The organism is Peribacillus sp. TE19612, assembly GCF_056279465.1.
Genome location: NZ_JBWCCL010000028.1, coordinates 1 through 23,562 on the forward strand (window position 1 = coordinate 1; position 23,562 = coordinate 23,562).

Annotated in this window: 22 protein-coding genes and 1 pseudogene; 3 read left to right on the forward strand and 20 right to left on the reverse strand. The window is 37.0% G+C overall.

Annotation, left to right across the window (positions count from 1 at the left end; all coding sequences use genetic code 11):
• Nucleotides 1-316: 316 nt before the first annotated feature.
• The 4 genes from ACZ9AO_RS25525 to ACZ9AO_RS25540 form a co-directional block, all read right to left on the reverse strand.
• Nucleotides 317-760, reverse strand: coding sequence for a C40 family peptidase (locus tag ACZ9AO_RS25525; protein WP_053087379.1), 444 nt, complete (start codon nucleotides 758-760; stop codon nucleotides 317-319).
• 222 nt (nucleotides 761-982) lie between these two features.
• On the reverse strand, nucleotides 983-1,609 hold the full coding sequence (locus ACZ9AO_RS25530) for a metal-dependent hydrolase (protein ID WP_476111159.1): 627 nt from the start codon (nucleotides 1,607-1,609) through the stop codon (nucleotides 983-985).
• Nucleotides 1,610-2,108: 499 nt separating this feature from the next.
• Nucleotides 2,109-3,014 (reverse strand): hypothetical protein, encoded by a 906-nt coding sequence (locus ACZ9AO_RS25535; protein ID WP_476111161.1) that lies wholly within the window; start codon nucleotides 3,012-3,014, stop codon nucleotides 2,109-2,111.
• A 238-nt stretch (nucleotides 3,015-3,252) separates the two neighbouring features.
• Nucleotides 3,253-4,146 carry a selenium metabolism-associated LysR family transcriptional regulator gene (locus ACZ9AO_RS25540; protein WP_048680535.1) on the reverse strand — a complete coding sequence of 298 codons (894 nt, stop codon included), beginning with the start codon at nucleotides 4,144-4,146 and terminating at the stop codon, nucleotides 3,253-3,255.
• 134 nt (nucleotides 4,147-4,280) lie between these two features.
• Here ACZ9AO_RS25540 and ACZ9AO_RS25545 point away from each other — a divergent pair, with 134 nt between their 5' ends.
• Nucleotides 4,281-5,306 carry a YeiH family protein gene (locus ACZ9AO_RS25545; protein WP_476111192.1) on the forward strand — a complete coding sequence of 342 codons (1,026 nt, stop codon included), beginning with the start codon at nucleotides 4,281-4,283 and terminating at the stop codon, nucleotides 5,304-5,306.
• Nucleotides 5,307-5,330: 24 nt separating this feature from the next.
• Here the strand turns inward: ACZ9AO_RS25545 and speD are convergent, their stop codons facing one another.
• From speD to ACZ9AO_RS25595, 10 genes are all read right to left on the reverse strand, one after another.
• Nucleotides 5,331-6,167, reverse strand: a complete 837-nt coding sequence (gene speD, locus ACZ9AO_RS25550; protein WP_476111163.1) for an adenosylmethionine decarboxylase — start codon at nucleotides 6,165-6,167, stop codon at nucleotides 5,331-5,333.
• Between the two features lie 162 nt (nucleotides 6,168-6,329).
• Entirely contained in the window at nucleotides 6,330-6,992 is a 663-nt protein-coding gene (locus ACZ9AO_RS25555) for an ABC transporter permease (protein ID WP_053535093.1), read from the reverse strand.
• 17 nt (nucleotides 6,993-7,009) lie between these two features.
• Complete coding sequence (locus ACZ9AO_RS25560; protein WP_476111165.1) at nucleotides 7,010-7,927, reverse strand: osmoprotectant ABC transporter substrate-binding protein; 918 nt, start codon at nucleotides 7,925-7,927, stop codon at nucleotides 7,010-7,012.
• A gap of 11 nt (nucleotides 7,928-7,938) precedes the next feature.
• The gene (locus ACZ9AO_RS25565; protein WP_476111167.1) at nucleotides 7,939-8,592 is read right to left on the reverse strand and encodes an ABC transporter permease; all 654 of its coding nucleotides are present in this window, start codon (nucleotides 8,590-8,592) and stop codon (nucleotides 7,939-7,941) included.
• A 12-nt stretch (nucleotides 8,593-8,604) separates the two neighbouring features.
• Nucleotides 8,605-9,759, reverse strand: coding sequence for a betaine/proline/choline family ABC transporter ATP-binding protein (locus tag ACZ9AO_RS25570; RefSeq protein WP_476111169.1), 1,155 nt, complete (start codon nucleotides 9,757-9,759; stop codon nucleotides 8,605-8,607).
• A 211-nt stretch (nucleotides 9,760-9,970) separates the two neighbouring features.
• Nucleotides 9,971-11,146, reverse strand: a complete 1,176-nt coding sequence (locus ACZ9AO_RS25575) for an acyl-CoA dehydrogenase family protein (protein WP_476111171.1) — start codon at nucleotides 11,144-11,146, stop codon at nucleotides 9,971-9,973.
• A 542-nt stretch (nucleotides 11,147-11,688) separates the two neighbouring features.
• Nucleotides 11,689-12,459: a hypothetical protein gene (locus ACZ9AO_RS25580; RefSeq protein WP_476111173.1), complete on the reverse strand. Its 771-nt coding sequence runs from the start codon at nucleotides 12,457-12,459 to the stop codon at nucleotides 11,689-11,691.
• A gap of 36 nt (nucleotides 12,460-12,495) precedes the next feature.
• Entirely contained in the window at nucleotides 12,496-12,957 is a 462-nt protein-coding gene (locus tag ACZ9AO_RS25585) for a flavodoxin (protein ID WP_476111175.1), read from the reverse strand.
• A 70-nt stretch (nucleotides 12,958-13,027) separates the two neighbouring features.
• Nucleotides 13,028-13,426, reverse strand: a complete 399-nt coding sequence (locus ACZ9AO_RS25590) for a hypothetical protein (RefSeq protein ID WP_476111177.1) — start codon at nucleotides 13,424-13,426, stop codon at nucleotides 13,028-13,030.
• 424 nt (nucleotides 13,427-13,850) lie between these two features.
• Nucleotides 13,851-14,066, reverse strand: coding sequence for a hypothetical protein (locus ACZ9AO_RS25595; RefSeq protein WP_034306869.1), 216 nt, complete (start codon nucleotides 14,064-14,066; stop codon nucleotides 13,851-13,853).
• A 294-nt stretch (nucleotides 14,067-14,360) separates the two neighbouring features.
• Here ACZ9AO_RS25595 and ACZ9AO_RS25600 point away from each other — a divergent pair, with 294 nt between their 5' ends.
• On the forward strand, nucleotides 14,361-15,575 hold the full coding sequence (locus ACZ9AO_RS25600) for an MFS transporter (RefSeq protein WP_476111179.1): 1,215 nt from the start codon (nucleotides 14,361-14,363) through the stop codon (nucleotides 15,573-15,575).
• A 222-nt stretch (nucleotides 15,576-15,797) separates the two neighbouring features.
• Nucleotides 15,798-16,492 (forward strand): annotated as a pseudogene (locus ACZ9AO_RS25605) (DUF418 domain-containing protein); the annotation flags it as partial.
• Between the two features lie 631 nt (nucleotides 16,493-17,123).
• Here ACZ9AO_RS25605 and ACZ9AO_RS25610 read toward each other — a convergent pair.
• The 6 genes from ACZ9AO_RS25610 to ACZ9AO_RS25635 form a co-directional block, all read right to left on the reverse strand.
• Nucleotides 17,124-17,510, reverse strand: a complete 387-nt coding sequence (locus ACZ9AO_RS25610) for a DUF192 domain-containing protein (protein WP_476111181.1) — start codon at nucleotides 17,508-17,510, stop codon at nucleotides 17,124-17,126.
• A 931-nt stretch (nucleotides 17,511-18,441) separates the two neighbouring features.
• A complete protein-coding gene (locus ACZ9AO_RS25615; protein ID WP_476111183.1) occupies nucleotides 18,442-20,172 on the reverse strand; it encodes a phospho-sugar mutase in 1,731 nt (576 codons plus the stop codon).
• Nucleotides 20,173-20,454: 282 nt separating this feature from the next.
• Entirely contained in the window at nucleotides 20,455-21,201 is a 747-nt protein-coding gene (locus tag ACZ9AO_RS25620) for a glycosyltransferase (RefSeq protein ID WP_476111185.1), read from the reverse strand.
• Nucleotides 21,202-21,281: 80 nt separating this feature from the next.
• A complete protein-coding gene (locus ACZ9AO_RS25625; protein WP_476111187.1) occupies nucleotides 21,282-21,638 on the reverse strand; it encodes a hypothetical protein in 357 nt (118 codons plus the stop codon).
• Nucleotides 21,635-22,045, reverse strand: a complete 411-nt coding sequence (locus ACZ9AO_RS25630) for a hypothetical protein (RefSeq protein ID WP_476111188.1) — start codon at nucleotides 22,043-22,045, stop codon at nucleotides 21,635-21,637. Before ACZ9AO_RS25630 ends, ACZ9AO_RS25625 begins: the two co-directional genes overlap by 4 nt.
• A gap of 68 nt (nucleotides 22,046-22,113) precedes the next feature.
• Nucleotides 22,114-23,121, reverse strand: a complete 1,008-nt coding sequence (locus tag ACZ9AO_RS25635) for an NAD-dependent epimerase (protein ID WP_476111190.1) — start codon at nucleotides 23,119-23,121, stop codon at nucleotides 22,114-22,116.
• Nucleotides 23,122-23,562 lie beyond the last annotated feature (441 nt).

Consider the following 23,562-nt stretch of genomic DNA (forward strand, 5'->3'; position numbering starts at 1 on the left):
AAGGTAAAATTAAAAGACCTGAGTCCGATAGAATACCGAACTCAGGTCTTAGAAGCTGCTTAAATTATATGTCTAACTTTATTGGGTCAGATCAAAGGAATTCTATCCAAATTATTAAACATAGTTGATTGGAGCGGGTGTGTGAGACTCCTGCGGGAATAGCGAGTCCAAGCGAGCGCCCTACGTTCCAATCAACGTCCAAATTTGTATAAGCAAAAAAACTGTAGACAAACTCGATTTTCTTCGGAGTTTGTCTACAGTCTGAGAGACTTCATTAAAGTCTCTTAGTTTTTATATTAAGGTTGATTTTCTTCTATTATATACGTTTCGCACCGATATACTTTGGCTTCCAATAACTATTATTGGTTTTAGCGTATGACACTCCTTTTGATGATGACGAGTGTATGAATTCATTGTTTCCTATGTATATGGCCACATGTGTGGGTGTTTTCGCTTTATTTGGTGCAAAGAACATTAAGTCCCCTTTTTGCAGGCTTTTAACTTTCTTTCCTTTTTTATATATGTCAGCAGCAGTTCTTGGTAAATTCTTACCAGCCTTTTGATATGAATACTTCACTAAACCCGAACAATCAAAACCTGATGAAGAAATGCCACCCATTTTATATTTTGTACCTAGTTCACTTTTAGCCACTTTAATCGCTTTTGTATGATATGAAGCAGCTTCCACTTGGTTTCCAGCAAAGGATGCGGTTACAAGCGTGATAGCCAATGACAATCCGACGACAATTTTCTTAAACAAATGATTTACCCCCTGATGTGATTTGCTAAACCTAATATACTAGAAAAGATATATCGCTCGCATCACAGGATCTTTACAAATATGTTACATTTAGTAGATTTAGGAAGAATGACCATATAAAACATAGAAATAAGTCGAATCAAGTGTCCATTCAATATATTGAAAAGCACCTTTAATAAAACTATCTTTTCTTCATAAAAAAACAGCGGTAAAAAACCACTGTCAAAATTCTTTTGAGAAAAATGGAAGAAATAGTTTTACCCCACGTTTATTAAAAGGTAAACATTTCAAATCTGCAATTAAATGACTTATGTATCCTAATGAACAAGTGGCGAAAATTCCGTCAATCCCCATAAAGGCTTCGAATTGAAAGGCAATGATGCCAAAGAAAGCGATACCGGCAATCGAATGGGTATAACTTCTATGTGGTGTAAAGGATGCCAGGATTATATAGACTCCCAACAGCCACAACCAGCTTTCCTGCAAAGATAAACCGCCTCCTAATACCGCTAATCCAGTCAAAGTCAGCATATGCCTTTGCCTAATGAAAGATGAAATAATGATGATTCCGATTCCTGCCCCTGCACCGATCCACTTTTCCGTTTCAGAGCCTTCCAAAAGACTATAAATGATCATTAAAATTCCAATCGTTTGTGCTATCGTTCGGATAAACTTATGTGAAAAGATAATCCTATTACTTAACTTCCCATCAATATCCATATCGGGCATCAGCCCTGAAACTCCCCCGATGCCCACCAAAAATAAAGTGGTGGTTGGATCTGTTTGAAGTGTGTTTGCCGTCAAGAATCCAACTGTTGCCCCTATAGCCATGTGTGCTGTCCCGTTCACTGTCTCTCTCCTGTCCCTCTAAGAAGTAATCTGCTCAAGAAACGAATGTTTGTTCGAATCTCTGCATACCTAACTATACAACATTTTGGGGAAAATTTCTCTAATTCTTATAAATAAAGCCATAGAAATCAGTGATTAGAGCAAATAAAATACCTTTTCGTACATTTAAAACACTTTTTCTAAATGTCTATAATTGCTTTGTGTAGGTAATTTTCATTACTTTAAATCACGCAAAATATTTTTCAGTAAATTGAGGTTTTTTATGAAATTTTATCCAAAATATGAATATACTAATCTATAAGGGGAGTGATTCAGATAGCTTTTTTAAATGCCTTCAATAATTTTAAAAATGGGAAAAAGTCCAAGAAAATAAAGAACATGGATTTTCGGGAACAGCATGTAAATAAATCGTCGGAGCTCATTGGTAATAATGTAATTGTCCAAAATATAATTAACAATCACCTTTCCAAAAAAAATAACCACTTGTAGGGTGGTTTTTTTAATTATTAGGGGAAATGGTTTCATTCTTTTCCAACTTCTCACTTGCTTCGTAAATATAGTTATATTGTAAATAGTAATCGTATATGACGTTTTGCAGGATTTTAAGCAGTGATTTATCGAATGTATCGAATTCAGTTTGATAACTATTTAAGACGGTGACGAATTTCCCGTCCAAGTTTTCGAAATAATGGATAAGAAAGTTCTTGTAATATTCACTGTCGCTATTGCTTTTATTCGTAATGCACGGATCGCCGGTTTGAATGGACTTTTCAAGCATCGCTTTGATGGATTTAGGCAGCTTTGCTTTTTTGAACTGGTTCAGGGTATAGATATCATAGGTAAAGGAAAGACCTAATTGATCGGAATAAAAATCCACGGCACAGTCCAATGTATAGATTAAGGGTGTTTTAAAGTCTTTGCTGTTGGCAATTTCCTCTGATATCTCCAATTGAAATTCCTCGGATGTTAAATAGGCTGCAAATTTCATTTTGGAACTGCTCATGCTGAATACTTCATAAACGGCTGCATCTTGTTTTTCAATTTCAATTTCGATATTAAAAAATTTAAAGTGTTTTAAACGGTAAAAAGCAATCGGGGCTAATAGGAATAGCAATATCCAAACTAGGTAAAGGAATAATGTGTTAAAGATGATTTGATAAAATTCAGACGTTACGATAGGTTCGATGATTAACGATATCAATGTATGTTCAAATCCCTGAGAAACAGGGGGGGCAGGTACAATGGTTTCCTCTGGCTTTTTTAAAGTTTGGATACCTAAATGAGCCATCGCAACTAACGTGTAAACAAAAATTAAAATTGTCCCAATCACATAAAATTTTGGCATGAATCCTATAATCCTGTCGAAAACAGAAATCCGTTTATCTTTCTGCTCCTCTATAGCCAATGTGGTTGCTCCTTTTAAGATTATTAATATCAGGAAAAGTCTACAGGGAATTGGGATTTCCTGGAGACTACCTATTTAATTTATATGTTTGCAATTATGTTAAAATACGTAAAATTTGTTTAATCATTGACATATTCCAAATTACTTTCGACGTTTTCATTAAAATTAATAATAATTCGTCGTTAAAAATGCCCAACCTTTTCATTGAAAATGAAAGGATGAGCAAATGTTTAGGGTTTTATTTAGGACGGCCCTTTATCGCAAATTCTTCGACCTTCCTTAGAAACAGCTCCATGGCTTTTGATGCTTCAAAGTCCAACTTTTTCACGATCGAAAAAGGTCTTATTAGGGGCTCATTTTTCAAATGGAAAGTTTTCAATTCATTGGACTTCAATTCTTTTTGTACTGTCAATCGGGATAACAAGGCAATGCCGAGTCCAGCCATCACCGCTTCTTTCACTCCTTGGATACTGGTGAAAATAAAGGTTTTCTTTATGTTTAACTCCAGACTGCTCAGAAGTTTATCGGAATATGTACGGGTCCCCGATCCTTGCTCCCTAAGTACCCATGTTTGGTTTTGGAGCATATTGCCCTCGATGAGATCCATCTGTGAAAGTGGATGATCCGGGGGAACGACCACAATCATCTCGTCATTCATGAAGGGCCTGACATCTATATCTTTATAATCCGTTTCCCCTTCAATCAAGCCTATATCAAGCTTATTCGAACGGATTCCTTGAATGACATCATTTGAATTAGAGATGATGATTTGTATATCCACCATCGGATACTGTGCCGCAAATTCTGCCAATACTTTTGGAAGGTAATATTCCCCTATCGTGAAGCTTGCACCTATTTTCATCGTTCCGCTAACCACGTTATTAAATTCATTTATTTCTCTTTTTGCTGTTTCATAATGGTTAAGCATTTGCTTTGCATGTCTATACAAAATTTTTCCCGGCTCTGTTATTTGAACTTGTTTGGGGGAACGATAAATTAATTTCGTTCCTAACTCATTTTCCAGATTCCTTATGTGAAGACTGACTCCTGGCTGCGACAGGTTCAGGATATCCCCTGCTCTTGAAAAGTTTTTCTGTTCGATTACAGTTACGAATACTTTTAACGGATCCATTGTTACCCCCCTATTTTCCTATGCGTTTCATTTTATCATAAGTAGAAGTAATCATTGAAATAGCAAAAATATATTTCACTTATTTTTAATTTAGTTTTAAAGTTAAAGCATCAACATAGATGGAGTGATCACAACTGGAACAAATAAAAGTTGAAACAAAAAAACTCGGATTTACAAAAGGAATAGCATTGACTTTGCTAATTGCCATTGTCGCAAAATACTTAGCAGTGCTTCCATTCCTTCATATAATGGGACAGTTAGTCATTGCAATACTGATTGGTGTTGTTTGGAAATCGCTAATCGGCGTCCCGGCTTACGCCGTTGCTGGGACAAATTATTCAAGTAAAGTCCTTTTGAGAGTGGGCATTATCTTATTGGGGATGCGTTTGAACCTAAAGGATATTATTAATGCCGGACCGAAAACATTTGCAGTTGGTGCCATTAGTCTTGCATTTGGTATATTAGTAGTTTATGGATTGACCCGCCTATTTAAAGTTGAGAAAAAGCTTGGCATATTGACAGCTTGCGGAACGGGAATTTGCGGAGCTGCTGCAATACTGGCAATTTCCTCCCAAATAAAAGCAAAAGAAAAAGATACAGCAATAGCTGTAGCTACGGTTGCTGTATTAGGTACAACCTTCACTTTCGGATATACGATCCTATATCCATTATTGGAGTTATCCGATCAAGGATATGGTGTTTTTTCGGGTGGTACACTCCATGAAATTGCTCACGTCATCGCTGCTGCGGCACCAGGGGGAAATGAGGCTGTCGACTTGGCAGTGGTGGTCAAATTGACTAGGGTGGCCCTGCTCATTCCCGTTGCCATTTTAATTGGATTCATCATGAATTGGAAAGAACGATCAACGGTTACCGGAAAGAAATTTTCCTGGAAATCCATCCAGATACCGTGGTTCATTTTTGGATTTTTATTGATGAGTGCCATTTATTCTTCAGGTGCAGTTCCCGAACCTTTGGCCGAAAAGCTTGTTATGCTTTCCTATATCCTCATGGCTATGTCGATGGCGGGACTAGGATTGAATATTGACCTTGTAACTTTTAGGAAATATGGCGGTAAACCTTTTATTGCTGGACTCGTTGGCTCTATATTATTGACTTGCCTCGGGTATGTATTGGTTCAGGCTTTCCATTTAAATTAACTTTTCAATTTAAACAAGCATCCCTTAATCGGCATGCTTGTTTTTTTCTATTGGATGTGGAACATTGGCACCATAAAAAATTTCATCCATTTCTGTTTGAAGCCTTTCTATAATTTCTTGCCTTTCCTCTTTATTCAGCTTTTCCTCTGTATAACCGAATAAGTAATTATTAATATCGAACTTTTTCAGCTTACATTTCGTATGGAATATATTTTCCTGGTATACATTTACATCGATCATGTCATATAAACCTTTTACTTCATCAGGAATATAGTTTTGAATGGAATTTATATCATGGTCAATGAACAATTTTCGCCCATCTTTATCTCTCGTAAATCCTCTTACTCGGTAATCGATCGTGATAATGTCGGTATCGAAGGAATGAATGAGATAATTAAGGGCTTTAAGGGGTGATATTTCTCCACATGTAGAGACATCGATATCGGCCCTGAATGTGCTAATGCCTTCATTTGGATGGTATTCAGGGTAAGTATGTACGGTAATATGGCTTTTATCCAGTTGCATGACCACATTATCAGGTAAAGGCCCTGGTGATTCCTCATAAGTCCCCATAGGTACTTCGACGACAGGTCCTTCTGAAACAAGAATGGTTACACTGGCGCCTTGAGGGACATAATCCTGTTTGGCCGTATTTAAAACATGCGCTCCTATTAAATCCGCAACATTGTGCAGGATTTTCGAAAGCCGCTCTGCATTATATTGTTCATCGATATAATCCAGGTAGGACTCCCTCTCTTCCCTGGTTTTTGTGTAACAAATATCATACATATTAAAGCTTAAAGATTTCGTAAGATTATTAAAGCCATGAAGTTCAATACGCTGCTCAGGTGTAAGTTTCATGAATGATTCCCCTTATACTTTTTTTAGGACTACCCTTATAGTTACCCTTTTCGTGAAATAAAAAACTAAATCTGCCAGTCTAAGCTTCTGACTTCTAATCGGTAAGCTAAGAAAAAGCCATTGCATTAACATGCAACGGCTTTTTTAATTTCCTGATTTGTTCTAGGCAGTATGAACTTTTTTCTTCTTTATCGGTGAAAGAATCCGTTCCAGCCATCCGAGTAAAAGATCCGAGAGAATGGCCATCAATGCCGTCGGAATTGCTCCTGCAAGTATGATTGCCGTTCCATTTGACGCATTCGTTCCCCTGACAATGATATCCCCCAGTCCACCTGCCCCTACGAATGTACCGACAGCAGTTACCCCAATTGCAACGACAAGAGCTGTACGTAAGCCAGCCATGATGACAGATAGAGATAATGGCAGTTCGACCATTCTTAGTAACTGGAGCTTTGTCATTCCCATTGCCTTGCCAGATTCTAAATAAGCATGATCTATACTTGTAATCCCGACATACGTGTTTCTCAGGATTGGCAGTAATGAATACAAAAACAACGATAAGATTACCGTATTTGTCCCTAGCCCCATTACTAGCATCAGGAGTGCAAGCATAGCCAATGCTGGTGTGGTTTGTATGACATTCGTTATCGAAAATACCCAATTACTCAATTTCTTATGTTTCGCGATGAAAATGCCTATCGGGATGGCTACAATTGCTGCAAATAACACTCCATAAGCAGACATTAAAAAATGGCGATAAAATTCAGTAAGAACATACATCCAATTTTGGGAATAATAAGTTCCCAACTGTTGCAAGGTTTCCATTAGTTTGCACCTCCCAATTATTCAAAATATTTATGTGCTTTAAGGAATTCCGCTGCTACGACCGATGGCTCCTTCAAATTCCCATCCACTTCATAATTCAGTTCCTGCATGGTTTCAGTAGTGATCTCGCCAATTAACTTGTTAAGTTCCTCTTCAATTTCAGGATACGGTTCCAATAATTCTTCAGTAACGACCGGTGAACAGTCATATGGAGGGAAATATTGTTTATCATCTTCTAAGAGCTTCAAATCATTAACCTTAATCCGTCCATCTGAGGAATATGCAAGGACAATATCCATCTGACCATTTTTGACTGCATCGTATACCAAGCCAATCTGCATCGGATAAGTTTCGCCAAACTCCAATCCATATGTATCAACGAATCCTTTATAACCATCCCCTTTTCTTTTCAGCCAAGCACTATCCACACCTAACCTTAAATTATCTGCATCCTTTTCCAGATCCGATATTCTCTGATACCCTTTTTCCTCAGCCAATTCATTTGAAATCGTAAAGGCATATGTGTTATCGAATCCATAAGAATCAAAAAATTTGAACCCATATTGTTCCTTGAATTCCCTTTGAACAATTTCCATCGCCTTTACTGGGTCCTTTTCGATTTCCTGTCCCAGGACACTCGTTAAATCAGTCCCTGTATATCGAGTTGCGGCAATATCTATATCACCAGTCTCCATCGCTTTCTGCTGTACGAAATTCGAACCGAGATTTTTGATGATTTTCGTATCAAGTTCCGTATTCCTTTCAAGGAGTTGAGCGATCATGTTCGCCAGGATTTCAGATTCGGTCATGCTTTGGGCACCGATCTTTACAGTAGTTTCAGAAGATGACCCTAAACCAGGCAAAGAACAGCCGGTGATCATTAATGCACAAACGATAAGGGCCATTAAAATTGTATTTCTTATTTTTTTATACATGGTAATCCTCCTCAAGCAACTTCCTTCATGCCTTTCAAGCCTTTTGGTACGACTTTTCGCTCTATGATCGAGAATACATAATCAACCAGGATAGCCATGATGATTACCGGAACTGCACCAGCGATGATATATTCTGTTTGGTATAAATTCAAACCGATAAAAATGTAATCTCCCAAGCCCCCGCCTCCAATAAAGGAAGCTAAGGTGGCCCATCCAATTAAATAGACGGAAGCCGTACGGATACCAGCCATAATGACGGAAAGTGCAAGCGGGAATTCTACCAGACGAATCCTCTCCCAGCTTGACATCCCGATGCCGCGTCCGGATTCCAGCAGATTTTCATTTACTCCTTTAATGCCTGTGTATGTATTCCTGAGTATGGGTAAAACGGAATAGAAAAATAACGCAATAATCGCGGGTGTTTTCCCAACGCCAAGGAAAGGAATGAAAAAGGCGAGGACCGCTAAGCTTGGCAATGTCTGCATAATGTTCGCAATTCCGATTATAATCGATGCGCTCCTTTTCATTCGCGTCAAAATTATTCCTAGTGGTACAGCGACTATTATTCCAAGGAAAACAGCGATCATGGAAATATATAAGTGCTCCCATGCTTTAAAGATCAATTCTTGCCAGTTCGTTTGTAAAAATTCGAGCATTGTTTCCATCTCTTACACCTCCTAAAACATTTCTACTACTTCTGCCACTTGATTTTCTTCCTCTCCCCAAATGCTGTCATATACAATGTCGACCAATGTAGCCCTAGTGACAATTCCGACCAAATGTTTATTTTGGTCAACTACAGGCACGTATTTGAAACCTCGTTTTAAAATCTTTTGAACGGAATCACGGATTAAAGTATCCTGTTTCACTGAATAGACTTCAGTATTGATGACTTCGCTGATAAATTTAGCTTTTTTTCGATATTCACTGATCGTTTCAACATCTACGAACCCTTTCAAAACATTTTGCTCATCGACCACAAGTAAAGAATCGACCCTTTTCTTGCGCATTATCGTAATAGCATCGGTAAGGGATTTTTCCTCTGTAATGGAAATTGGGTTTCGACTCATGATTTGTTCAACCAACTCAACATTGGGTCTTGTTTGAAGCAAACGATCTTTGCCGATGAATTCTTCAACAAACTCATTGGCTGGGTTTCTGAGGATTTCATCCGGTGTTCCCACTTGGACGATTTCACCAGCCTTTAAGATGACGATCCTGTCGGCTAGCTTAATGGCTTCATCCATATCATGCGTAACAAAAACGATTGTTTTATCAAGTGTGCGCTGCAGATTTTTAAACTCCTCCTGAAGGGCATCGCGGGTGATTGGATCTAGTGCGCCAAAAGGTTCATCCATTAAAATGAGTGGAGGATTGGAAGCAAGTGCTCTGAGAACACCTATCCTTTGTTGCTGCCCGCCGCTCAATTCGTAGGGATACCTTTCCAAGTATTCGGGTCCCATATCGACAAGCTGAAGCAATTCCAGTGCGCGTTCCTTCTTCTTCTGTTCATTCCATTTAAGAAGTTTTGGAACGAGAGTGATATTTTCAAGAATGGTCATGTGAGGGAAAAGGCCGATTTGCTGGATAACGTACCCGATCTGTCTTCTAAGCTCGACTGGGTCTTTTTCCATGATATTTTCACCATTAATAAGTATCTTGCCTTCAGATGGTTCGATAAGACGGTTAATCATTTTCATTGTCGTTGTCTTTCCACATCCACTCGGACCAATGAAGCAAATGAACTCCCCTTTTTTAATATCCAATGATATATTTTTTACAGCTTTCTTTCCTCCCTTATAGATTTTCGATACATTTTCGATTTTCAACATAAAAAGCACCTCCATCATTCGCATACAATTACAAATTTTACAAAAATATTAATTTTTCATATGCACAGTCTCTTGTACCCATAAGGTAAACTGCTTAAACCTTTTTTTTATAAAAAACTAGTTCATTGTATTTATATAGAAAAAATGGTATAAAAAAACTGCCTCAATTAAGAATGAGGCAGTTTGATAGATTTATAGTATTAAAAATGAATTAAAATCCTATATTTTTAGCAATGAGGGTTTTTATGGTTTCATCTGTCCCTGTAAAGAATGTTGGCAAAGAAATGTCCCGATGACGCCGGACAATTTTATCGTCACCCATATTTCCGTAACGATCATGCAACTGCATGCACTTATCAGATATTCGCTTAGACATCTCCGTTATCCATTGTTTAGCCATCGATACTTCAGTTATGATATTCTCCCCAGTCATATGTTTACAGATCAACCCATCAATAAACGTTCTTCCCAGATGAATATCTGTCGCTATTTCAGCGATGGTAATCTGTGCCTTTTTAAATGCACTTCTTTTCTTATCAATTGCTTTTTGACTTTTTATAAAATTCATCGTCAAGTGAAGCATGTCTTTTGCTGCCATTATAGACCTGATCGCACAGATTAGTCTTTCCTGCTGCAGTTTTTGCATGATATATGAAAGGCCCTTCCCTTCCTCCCCAAGGAGGTTTCCAACTGGAACTGAAGCATCATCGAAAAATAGTTCGGCTGTGCCTGAGCTTCCCTGTTCTGTTTTACTAAGCTTTCTTCCCCGTGATACCCCTGGCGTATCTTTATCAATGAGCAGTAGACTGATTCCGTCCTTGGGAGGAACGGCATTTAGATCTGTTTTGCATGCTACTATCATGAAGTCAGCTTTAAAGCCATTTGTAACGAACGTTTTGGCTCCATTGAGAAGATAATACCCATCTTTCTTGATGGCTGTGGTTTGGATATCAGCTAATTCCGATCCCATTTCCGGCTCTGTCCATGCAAAGGCAGAAATCATTTCCCCTGTAATGAACTTTGGTAAATATCTTTGTTTTTGATCTATTGTTCCGAATGAAGCAATATAAGGGGCTACAACATCAGAATGAATGGATATTCCTCCCAAGGCTGAACCCACCCTCTCCAATTCCTCTGCCAGCACAACAGAATATCCAAAATTTGCCCCTATTCCACCGAATTCCACTTCAATCCATGGACATAAAAATCCATTATCTCCTACCTTTTCCCAAAATGAGTAAGGTATTTCCCCCTCTTTTTCCCATTGATCATAAAAGGGGACAGCCTCCTTGGCGAGAAATTCACGAATTGATTGTTTAAATAATAGGTGTTCTTCCGTTAGAAAGGAACGGGAATCATCCTTATTGATTGCCATCGTGCTAACCATGGGCTAACCTCCATTCTTTTTTTACTGATAATTACTACCATGAACAAATAAAATATGTTAAACGCTTCGTTGTAAACGGTTACAATTTCAAACAATTAAAATGTTCCTCAATATTCATGTTCAACAAAATTATGGAATTTCCTTTTAAAAATCTATTTTTTCCCATTTTTAATGATTTGATTATGACTTAACCGCTTTGAATTTGGTTTTGAACTTATATTCTGTCGAGGTTTTTCTTGGAATACAAAACGTAATAAATAGACAATTCTTCTTTTTACGCTCAAATGTCATTCTAATGGTTATTTAACAGCCTTAGTTAGTGAAATATACCAGCTAATAGCATGTCAATATCCTTCTCTAAAAGATTCAATTCCCTTAGATCTACTATTTTGGGCCATGCCCAATAACCCTCCAAAACCTTTTTGGAAGGATATTTCTCTGATTCAGTTAATTAGGGGCAACATCCAGGAACGTTTCTTTTCTCTTTAATATACTGTAATTCCTAATAATATAGACAATAATTCCAGGTTTTTTAAACACAATTATTGACTACTAAATCTTTCTTGGTATATATTAATTCCTTCATAACATCTTTTTTGGTAAGAACAGCTTTTGCAAACTGCTAAGGAATCCGTCTTCAAATACTTTTTGGGTTCTTGTAAAAGATTCTTGATCAGGTTGAGGTATTCCAATCCACCAGAAACATCCTTCTTGGTTGGTATAAATGTTTCTTTTTTACCTTCCATAAGCGAGTATATCTCTATTCTTTCCGGTAATTGATCAAATGCCTTTTCACAAAATACCGAAATCATATTATTAAATAAAAGATTCATTTCTTCATCTGTATCAACTAAATACTTCTTTATGATGAATGAGTTGCCTGACCATTTTGCCACTTCAAAAGTTAAGGAAAGTTCGGTACCCAACTCATCCATTTTCATGTTAAATTTTTCATATAAAAACAAAGGTGGATTTTCAATTCTTTCAGTTAAATATTGGAGTAAATGAACTGTAATATTAGCAAGAGTCTTATAATAATGAATCTTCGACTCGAACTGACGTACTTCAATGGCACTCCAATGATCATCTATGAACTCCAAAACCTTCTTAGTCGTCTGACTTTTTGGAGGAAGTTTATAATATCGACTTACAACTTGATTAACCACAAATTGAACCATCTTCCTCCAATCCGATTGAGTGGTGATTTTTCCTTCAATATGAAAATAGTAAAATTGATAAGGACATCTTATAAAATCCTGTAAATGATAATCAGTTAAAGTAGCAATGGAAATCCGATGTTCCCTATCGATCATTCCCTTCTCCTCTCTCTCCTCATAAAATTTCAAATTCTATATTGAAGTGACAAAACTATTCTTTATAAAATCCCTCCCGAAATTTTGGCAGTTCTTGATATCCTCATCATCTGGGGTTATTTCTACTTTTAACCCTTCCAGGACGATAACAGCGCCCTGTTCCCTTAATTTTTCTGTTAAAATATCTACGCCTGCACCATATTGTGGGTAAGATGAATCGCAGGAACCAAACGCCGCAGCCTTCTTTCCAGTTAGATCAATATGATTCATATCCTCATAAAAGTCTAAAAAATCATCGGGTAACTCCCCGTCTCCCCACGTATATGCCCCTAATATGATTCCATCGTAATCTTCAAGCATGGAAGCTTCAGGACCATCCATATTATCTATCTTTTCGATACTCACATCACTGATTTCTGTGATTCCTTCTGCAATGGTATTCGCCATTTCTTCTGTATTTCCACTTATACTGGCAAAAATTATAATGATTTTAGACATGATAATTTCCCCTTCCAACATCTCGAACGATTTATTGTTTTTATGTTATATGTACATGAAACTTATTTTCTTAAAGAGCATGTACATCACCAGAGTTCATTTTATTCTTAATTTTTTGTACGTTGCTCAGTTCATCGGAAAATGATAGAAATGACTCCCTATCATGTGCATCGAGTGCTTCGTTTACTTTAAAACTCAAATGGTTAATTTTAAGGTTCAAATCCAAAATGGAGCAAATGCTGCCATTGGAATACAGTTCCTCGATATCTTCCACGTGCATAAAAAACTGAAGCTCGTTGTTGACAACTATTAAAGAGTGCCATCCTAGGCAATCAATGTACTTCCGTTCATTTGTAATTGTCCAAATATCTCCTTGAAGAAACTCAATTATATGTTGGTGCCTTTCACCCGGACAGCAGCAGCTTACTTCATGCTGAAATAGTTCTAATATAATAAAATTTTTATCCATAGGTGCTCCTCCTTCACTCACATTCAGTTTTTTTGAATTCTTCTTCAACCTTGGCACTTGGTCAGTCCGTTTGTTTTTGACGGCTACCGCCTATTCAAAATTCATTTTATTAACATGCAGAGAAACAATCGAAATTGATAATCATTTTCAATTAGTATTTTATGTGATAATGATTATCAATGTCAATCTGTTTTAGCTAAGTTTTCATATTTTTGTTTTGTTGCCTTGGAAAAATAGATGCCTAGCTACCACTGCTGCCAAGTACAAAAAAATACTCTGGAGAATAACTCATCCCAGAGTATTTTTTTATGCTATACAACTATTTTTCGTCTTTATCCCTTACCCGGTTTAAAAGCAGGAAACTGTCCAGCCGCTATCTTCCTTCGCATTCTAAAAAGTGCATTCTTTGTTCCTACACTACTTTTTATCCTTGTATTTTCCCATTAATGACAACACACTTCCCATTTGTTTGCTTCTTTATCATCCTTCCATCCTTGATGTATACAGTGTAAGTATTATTGACTTTAGCATCTAATCTTGCTAGGTCTCCCGTTATTGCTATGATATTTTTGACAGCTTCCCTCTTCAGATTTTCGATAACTTTCTTTTTCCATTGTTCCCGTTTTATTTCATCAACCATCAGGATCCCATCCTTCTTGTTTGATTTATGTCTTCTTCCTGATATAGAGTATTACATTTTTATTATCTTGTTACCCTTATGCTTTTCCTTATTAATCCGTTTCGAATTCTTTTTTTGTTTTCTAACATAACAGGTTACGGTAAAATTAGTGATTCAGGTACAAGCTTTTTTAGCAGGAAATAATCTATGGTAACTATGCAAGGGTTTTCCTCATAAAAATGTTTTATGGTATGATAGTTAGATTGTTTTTCCACCCTGTGACAACTTTTACATTCATCAAGGAAAGAGGTATTTATGCACACCACAGAATTAACCAAGCGGCATTGGCTGCTCATCTTAACACTTACTTTATTAACATTTGTTCTCGGGACAAGCGAATTTGTTATCGTCGGGATCTTAACCGATATTTCCTCGAGTCTCCATATTACGAATGCAAAAGCAGGCACACTCGTTTCTGCGTTTGCCATTACGTTTGCCATTGCCACACCGCTCGTGATGTCGGCAACAAGCCATTTTCCAAAACGGAAATGGATGTTGTTCTTGATAGGTTCGTTCATCATCCTGAATGCTTTGTGCGTGATTTCAACGACCTACGTCATGCTCCTTGCACTTCGGATGATGACTGCGATTGTAACAGGAGTTTTAATTTCTCTTGCTATGATTGTTGCCAGTGAAAACATGCCAATCGCAAAACGTGGACTTGCTATATCATTCGTTTTCGGTGGTTTTACACTTGCAAACGTGATCGGAGTACCAATTGGCACAGTCATCGCTGAAAGGTACGACTGGAATGCAACCTTCCTGTTAACGACTTTTCTCGGAGCTATTGCGTTTTTGGCATCTTTCTTCATTTTGCCTACTATGCACAGTCCATTCCGCAGCTCAATGCGTGATCAATTTTCTTTGTTGACACACCCGCGAATCTTAATGGCTTTTTTCATTCCATCGCTTGGATTTGGAGCGACGTATGCCGTTTATACGTATCTTGTTCCGATCCTGAAAGGAATGGAAGCACCAAGTGGTTCAATCAGTTGGATCTTGTTTGGCTACGGATTCATTTCCATTTTCAGCAACATACTCGCTGGTAAAATTGCCAGCTACAATGCCATCGGACGCCTTAGGTTTGTTTTCCTCGTTCAAGCAGTTGTCCTGATCAGTTTATATTGGACGACAGATAATTTAATCTTTGGCTTGATTAACATTAGCTTGATGTCATTAATGGCCATCCTTTTAACAACATCTACCCAGCTATATTTGATAGACCTAGCCGGTATTTATCAACCTAAAGCTACAGGATTGGCTGCTTCACTGATGCCTGTGGCAAGCAATGTCGGTATCGCCTTTGGTTCCGCATTAGGCGGAATTGTTTACCATCAGGGAAATTTGATGAGTGTGACATTGGTAGGCGGGCTGATTGCCATCATGGCAAGTCTTCTAACTTTCCTGAGTCATCGCTTGGACCAGAAACAAAAGAAACCGGCATTGGAGAAAAACAGAGAACATCAATGAGAGATGCTTTCTTGCTGCATGGCTTCCCATGGGTTGAACAAGATCCTAATAAACTGGAATATAGCCTAGATAAAATGAGAGGATGAACGAAGCATTTCAAGTCTAAATTCGATATTGTATCCAAGACTAATGACATTCGTGGAAAAGATACAATAAAACAAGCATTATGAAAAGATTTGAAAAAATCAGGAGTATTTCTCTAATTTCAAGGAGAAGATCAGTATGTCCATTCCATTAAACAGCAGTATAATTAAAGGGGAAAAACGTGCCGTTTCATTAGATTTATCAAGAGGTGCTATGTTACTGCTCATTGCCCTCGCACATGCCCCGCTATATTTGTACAACCTCTGAACCTGGGATCATGCAAAGGGCGGAAAGTATAAACTTTTTTGATCAAGTCGTTAATCTTTTTGGCATGTTCTTTATTGATAACCGGGCAAGAGCGATGTTTGCCGTAATATTTGGATATGGATTAGTACTCTCATTCGAAAGTCAAATCTCTAAAGGTAACAGGAAAAAAGTTGCCTTAAAATTGATACAACGGCGTTCCTGGTATTTGATTTTATTTGGAATCATGTTAGCGGTGTTCATCGGTGGTCAAGACATTTTAATGGCATACGGTATAGCAGGGCTGTTCGTTAGCTGGCTATTAACAGGTGAGAACAAAGCACTAATACGAACGATAACTATCATTACAATATTATATTGTCTTTTTACCCCTATATTATGGGGCTTTTAACATGAAAGAAATCGGAAATCATGGTTTTGCTCCAGAGGTTTCAGCCACAGACATATACCTAAGCACAGCCATGATATCCATGCTTTCTTTCCCTATTATTCCTATCATGATTCATTTAATGTTCCCCATTCTTCCTTCCGTTTTGGCTGGAATGTGGATGGCTAGATTTCAGTTATTAACATTGATTATGGCTCTTTTCGTAAAGATTGTTGTTTTAAAACGAAACTATTTAAGGTTGATTGGGGCGGAAGTGCGAGACTCCCGCGGAAAGCGAGCATCTGGAGGGGAAATCAACCACACCTCACTACTTAAAGAAAACCGGTCATTTGAGTTCGGTTTTCTTTTTTTTTAAGATAGCCTTTTTGAATTCATCTACTTCTTTATAGTGAAATATTAAAATTGTAGTACATTATGTAGAAGATTTGTTTTATACAGCAATAGATCTTTGGGTGAAATTTCTCCATTACTAAAAAATTTAATAATCATGCTGTCAAACTTCTTTTGAATTCATAACTGAGGAATATGGCTTGGCATAATTTAAAAACCTCATGACTTATGGCACGGTTTCACCACTACAAGGCCTGGGTGCAGCCTTTGTTAGGAACGGAGAAATAAAAGTTAATATATAAGTTGCCCCTTCAAGAAACCTGCCTCTCTAGTTGCATAAGAAAAGGAGCTGCTGAGCTCCCGGTAATGAAGTAAAACACCATTTTCGTTTAAATAAAACTCTTCACAATCTTCCTAGCATAATCAACATAAATACCCCTTTTTAAAAATTCACCTCCAAGAACTAGAGGTGGGGATATGAATCAATTAAACTTTACATAGTCCCCTTCTTTGATTTGATTCTTTTCAAACCATCCAAGATTTACTTCAATTGCATAATAATAAAAAATTCCTGGATCATAGGTAGGGCAATACTCCTCTATACAAGGCTCCATATCAAGTATTTTTAGAATTCCCCCATATGAATCAAGAAAAGCGATAGATAAAGGAATAAATGTGTTTTTCATCCAAAATCCACCATATATTTCTTCTGAAAACACAAATAACATCCCCTCATTTTCGGGTAATTTCCCAACAAACATCAAGCCCTTTTCTCTTTTCCTTTGAGTATCTGCAACTTGAACATTTAATCTAGTTACCTTGTTTCCACTGATTATTTTTATCACTTTTGTATTAATTCTATTTTTCATGTTCACTCACCTTCGCAGGGAATAGACGTTTTTTCTAAAAAAAGAAAATGTCAATCTCATGAACTTCTTTTAAAAAGACATCAACTTTCTTTCCCTGCTTTTAAATAATAAGAAGGAAGAAAGTTGGTGATGAAACGAATACAGATGAAAAAATAACTAAGCAAGCTCCATTTAACTTCTAATACTTTATTCCATGGCTTTTAAAATTAATACTCTGTTTTCAATAATCACAGCAACTGTATATAAAAGCATAGGTGTTTTTTGGAGCAAGCGATAATTTCGTGAGCCTGTTCCATATTACAGAAGTATTATTGGTGAACGAGCTAGAAAGCATAATCAAATTAGAAATGTACTTAAAGGTACAAAAATTCACTTTATGTCCTGCCGCGGTTATTATTCCAACCATTTAGGACGTTGGTTTTTTTGTTAGAATGTTCGATTATGTATGATGTTAAATGTACGTGTCTTACCTTTTAAGACTTCATCTTTTAAGTGACATTTCAAGTCTTGTCTCATTGAATGCCTCAACATGACCGCCGATGAGGATCCAAAAAAATCCTCCCTATTTAGCACCTTTCATAAGGTCCATCCTAGGGCCTGTACAACTGTACTACGTAACGTCATACGGTATCAGCAAGGCTACTACATAGGGGGATTTTGTGGATTGGAATAGTATATTATATGCTCAATATTCCAATGAGTGTCGAATAGTTATGCATATCCGCATAAGCCCCGTTGTCCTACTCATGTTTGAGGTATACTCTGCATGAGATCTTGATTTGAAGAAGGGTATTTATGATACTGAAAGGCTAAGTGCTAGATTTAGAATGCAGCACTAATCCATTGGTGGGCAAAAAAAGGGTCAGCATTTCTTTATATAATGAAAGCTGACCCCAGTTTTTTTGAAGATCCTCTGAATGAGGGTCCTCCTTTAAAGCATTTTATTGATACTCTCCATAAAGTCTGTCGTAACGGTGGATAATTTTCCCTGAGCTTCCTTCATCGAGCTTCCATGAACACCGAAATAAAATTTAATTTTAGGTTCTGTTCCGGAAGGTCGTAAACATATCCATGTCCCATCTTCAAGAAAGAATTTTAATACGTTCGACTTCGGGAGCTTGATGTCCTCTTCCCTATTTGTCCCAAACATGTATTTTTTACTGCTGAGATAATCCTCTTGAACCACTACTTGATGACCAGAGATTTGATCTGGTGGATTTTCCCGGAATTCATTGAGAATCGCTTGAATTTGCTTCGCACCTTCAATTCCTTTTAAAGTCAACGACCGTAAATCTTCCAAGTAATATCCATATTTATCGAATACATCCAGTAAACCTTCGTACATCGTTTTACCTTGCTTTTTGTAATAGGCACAGACTTCCACCGCCAGAATAGTAGCTTGGATGGCATCCTTATCACGAGCAAAATCTTTGATTAGATATCCATAGCTTTCTTCATAGCCAAACAAGAAAGAATGTTCTCCACTTGTGTGGTATTCATTGATTTTTTCAGTAATGTATTTAAATCCAGTTAAAACATCTACGGTTTTTAAACCATTTTGCTCAGAAATCGCCCGTCCTATTTCTGAAGTCACGATGGTCTTTAATACGACTCCATTTTGAGGAAGGGTCCCTTTCTTTTGTTTTTGTGAAATTAGATAATCCAAAAAAAGAGCGCCTGTTTGGTTGCCTGTTAATACTACATAATTTCCATCATTGTTCTTCACGCTAATTCCGAGCCTATCCGCATCCGGATCGGTGGCAATCAATAAATCAGCATTAACACGGTTTCCAAGCGCAATAGCCAATCCAAACGCAGCAGGTTCCTCTGGATTAGGCACTTTAACAGTAGGAAAATTAGCATCAGGCATTTCCTGTTCTTTAACAATATGGACATTTCGATATCCTAAATCATGCAAAGCACGTTTTACTGATTTATTGGCTGTACCATGAAGCGGTGTAAACACAAGCTTTACATCGATTTCATCTGCTAACTTTGAATCTTCAGGAATAGTGAGTAAATGCTCATTATAAGCGGTATCCAGCTCCTCGCCAATGATTTGAATGAGCCCTCTGTCCTTTAGGATTTCTTCGTCCTCCACTACAATGGAAAGCTCACTTTCAATCGCGTTCACGTAATTAATGACTTGATCCGCCGCTTTAGGAGGTAGCTGTGCTCCGTCTGATCCATACACTTTATACCCATTATATTCAGGCGGATTATGGCTTGCTGTAATGACGATCCCAGCAAATGCACTCAGCTTACGTACAGAAAAAGAGAGCTGTGGGGTAGGCCGTAATTCATCAAATACATAAGCTTTAATTCCCTTTGTTGCCAAAGTCTTGGCTGCTTCCAATGCAAATTCGGGAGACTTATGTCTTGAATCGTAAGCAATTACGACTCCTCTGGATTTTGCCTCATTCCCAAACGATTGAATATATTCAGCAAGTCCTACAGTCGCTTTTCGCACGGTATAAATGTTCATCCTATTCGTACCTGGCCCCATTTCCCCTCGCATACCACCTGTCCCGAATTCCAAATTTTTATAAAATGCGTCTTCAAGTGATATTTCATCATCCTCCATTTCTTCAAGCATTAAACGCATTTCATTATTTAAATTGGGATAACTAGTCCAAATAGTATATAAAGACTTCCAGTCCATGAAAATACAGCTCCTTCCTGCCTATATGTTTTTACTTTGTTTGGCATTTCTTTTTGATCGTAGTACACATTGCAAGCGATCAATTGAATATGAAATCTAACCATCGATCCTAGAGCATAGCTCCCTTTTCACGTTCTTCATCCTGTAACGGAGGTTGTAGAATCGCCAAATGCACTCCCTCCAAAGTTGTTGGTTACGATCTATTCATTTTCCCAACCAATACTTTGGAAGAGTGTCATTTATTCTTCTTTTCCTTCACGCAATGCTGTTTCCTTACTTGATTTATTTTTTCTTTTTACTCTTTTCCGTTTTCGTTTTTGTTTTCGATTTCTTTTTCATTTCCTTTTTCTTTTCCGATTCCGCTTTGGTTTTCTTTTTCGTTTCCGTTTCTGTTTTCACTGTATTAATAATAGAATATAGTCTTTGTTGCTCAATAATTTGTTTATTGACATCAAATTTTTCTTCAATGACTTTCCTTGCTCTTTCCGTATAGTCGTTCCAAATATCTGGATTCTCTATAAAGAATTGTATGCCTTTCGCTAACTCCATTTCATTTTTTTCTGAATCTAGATATCCTGTTCTCTGGTGTTCAATTAATTCAGGGATTCCCGCGTGTCGAGTGGAAACGCCAGGTAAACCGCTAGCCATTGCTTCTTTTAAGGCATTAGGAATACCTTCGATATCACCATTTTTAGCTGTCTGACTTGCTAGACAGAAGATATGGGCTTTTTTCAATTCGTCCGAAACTTGTTTTGAATCCATAGCTCCTCTAAGAATCACAACATCTTTAAGGTTATATTCTGCAATGGTGGATTTAATTCGTTTCTCATCTTCACCTGCTCCAATAATATGCAGTCTAGCATTTGGATATTGTGTATAAATACGTTTAAATGCTTTTATAAGAGTAACAAATCCTTTTTTGTCTACAAGTCTACCTACCGATAAAACTCTTATTTCGCCTACTGTAGGAAGAGTGCGGTTAGAATAAGGGAAAAGATCTAATTCGATACCACCATATAATACATGCATATTCTTAGCCGGAATTCCTAACCTTCTTAATCCTTCTTCAAGATATTGGCATACAGGGTAATAGTGTGCACCATGTTTATTTAATGCTGAATATCGCTTAGCATTTTTTCGAAAATTTCCGGTCTGTCCGAACCATCTCGTCCTCTAATGCTAACAATCAAAGGAATATTATACTTTTCACATACAGGCAAAATCTCTTGTCCGTGTGAGCCGTGATGAGCATGAATGGCTATGATATCTTGTTCTTCGAAGAACTTTTTTAGATCTTTAATTTTGTTTATATTATAGTAGTTTTCAAAGGGGAATTCTGTACGGTCGGCATTGTCGAATGTGCCGATTACGATTGTGCGATAGTTAGTTATTTTTACGATTTGATTATATATAAAACGTTGGTGTGTTTTAATGTTTTCACTTACAAAATAAGCAATGGTTTTCATCTCACCTCAGTCCCTTTAATAAGAAATTTTCTCTTTTCCCGTTCTGCAATTTGTTTCACTTGCTTGTGATATTCAGGAGGGGACATAGAATCGGCTTTATAAATGTCTTTATATGGTAGGTCTTCAGAACAAACTTTAAAGTAGTTTTCAAACAGAGGATTTAATTTGAATAGAGGATCTTTTGTAGAATTTCGTTTAAGGGTTGTCATGAGAAAATCTGACAAATTATACTCATTAAGAACTTCCAATGGAGTTTTCATATTTACAGGATTCAAATTACTTTCTCCTTTTAATGACTTACAAAATTTTAATTTATCTTTTTCACTAGCATTATTCGTCCATATACCCATTCTTGGGTTTTCACATACACCCATGACTAGGAATATTTCCTCAAGGCTGGACTTCAAAAGAAATTCCTTCTTTTATTTTTTATCGATTAATATCCCATTTAGTAAAATTCACTGCTTCTTTTTCCTTATTTATTGTATTTTTTGTACCAATTTACAAAATGAGTTAAACCTTCTTCTATTGTTGTTGAAGGATGGAACCCCACATCAGCATGCAAATCGGCAATATCTGCATATGTCTCCTTAACATCTCCCGGTTGCATTGGTAAGAATTCTACTTTTGCCTTTTTGCCAATTAGTTTTTCTAATGTGTTTATGAAATCCATTAATTTTATAGGTTTATTGTTACCGATATTATAAATTTTGTATGGGGCATAGCTTGAACTTGAATCAGGGTTAGCTCTGTCCCATCCAATAGTATGAACCGGTGGTTTATCAAGTAACCGGACTATTCCTTCAACAATATCATCAATATAAGTGAAGTCTCTTCTCATATCTCCATTATTAAAAACCTTTATTGTATTCTCTTCGATAATATTTTTAGTAAAAGAGTAATAAGCCATATCAGGTCTCCCCCATGGACCATACACCGTAAAGAAACGGAGTCCTGTGGTTGGAATATTATATAAATGACTGTAAGTATGAGCCATTAATTCATTAGACTTTTTAGTGGCAGCGTATAAACTTACTGGATGATCCACTGGGTCTTTGGTTGAAAAGGGGATATTAGTATTTGCTCCATATACAGAACTAGAGGATGCATAAATTAAGTGCTTTACGTTATTGTGTCGACAAACCTCCAAAATATTGACAAACCCAACAAGGTTGGAATTAACATAAGAATCCGGATTTTCTATACTATAACGTACTCCAGCCTGGGCTGCTAAGTTAATGACTATATCAATGGTTCTGTCTTTGAATAATTGATTTAATTTTTCTTTATTTGACAAATCCATTTTGTGGAATTCAAAATCAGGGTTTTCTTCTTCTAATATCTTCAGTCGATTGTTTTTTAAAATAACATCATAATAATCATTAATATTGTCTACTCCAATAACCTTGTTATCTAGGGCTAACAAACGTTTTGTTAAATGGAAACCAATGAATCCTGCTGCCCCTGTTACTAAAATGTTCATAGCATTAATTCCAACCCTTTCTATTACATTCGGATTCTGACACCTTTTTCGGAACACTGACTACATTATTTATACAGTGGTACTTTCGATTCTTTACACCAACAGAACAGAATTCATGACGGATAAAAAGAGGAAATAAACTCAAAATTCTCATTGGAGAGAGACTTACGTTTTATTCGTAGATCACCAATGTCATGCTATCTTTTTCGCTTTAAGCCTCATGAGTTATTCACTCTTATACCCGCTGTGAACTAGCACTTACGTAAGTGAGTTAATGCTAAATCATCTTGGAAACCGGTGAATGCGAAATCATCATCGGTTTTTTAAATGCTCGGTTACTGTTAGATAACTATGACTATACAAGGGTATTTTCATTTTCATCTAATGGGATTGGTGTTTTTGTCCATTCAGCATACGTACCGGGATCTAACGCCTTCACTT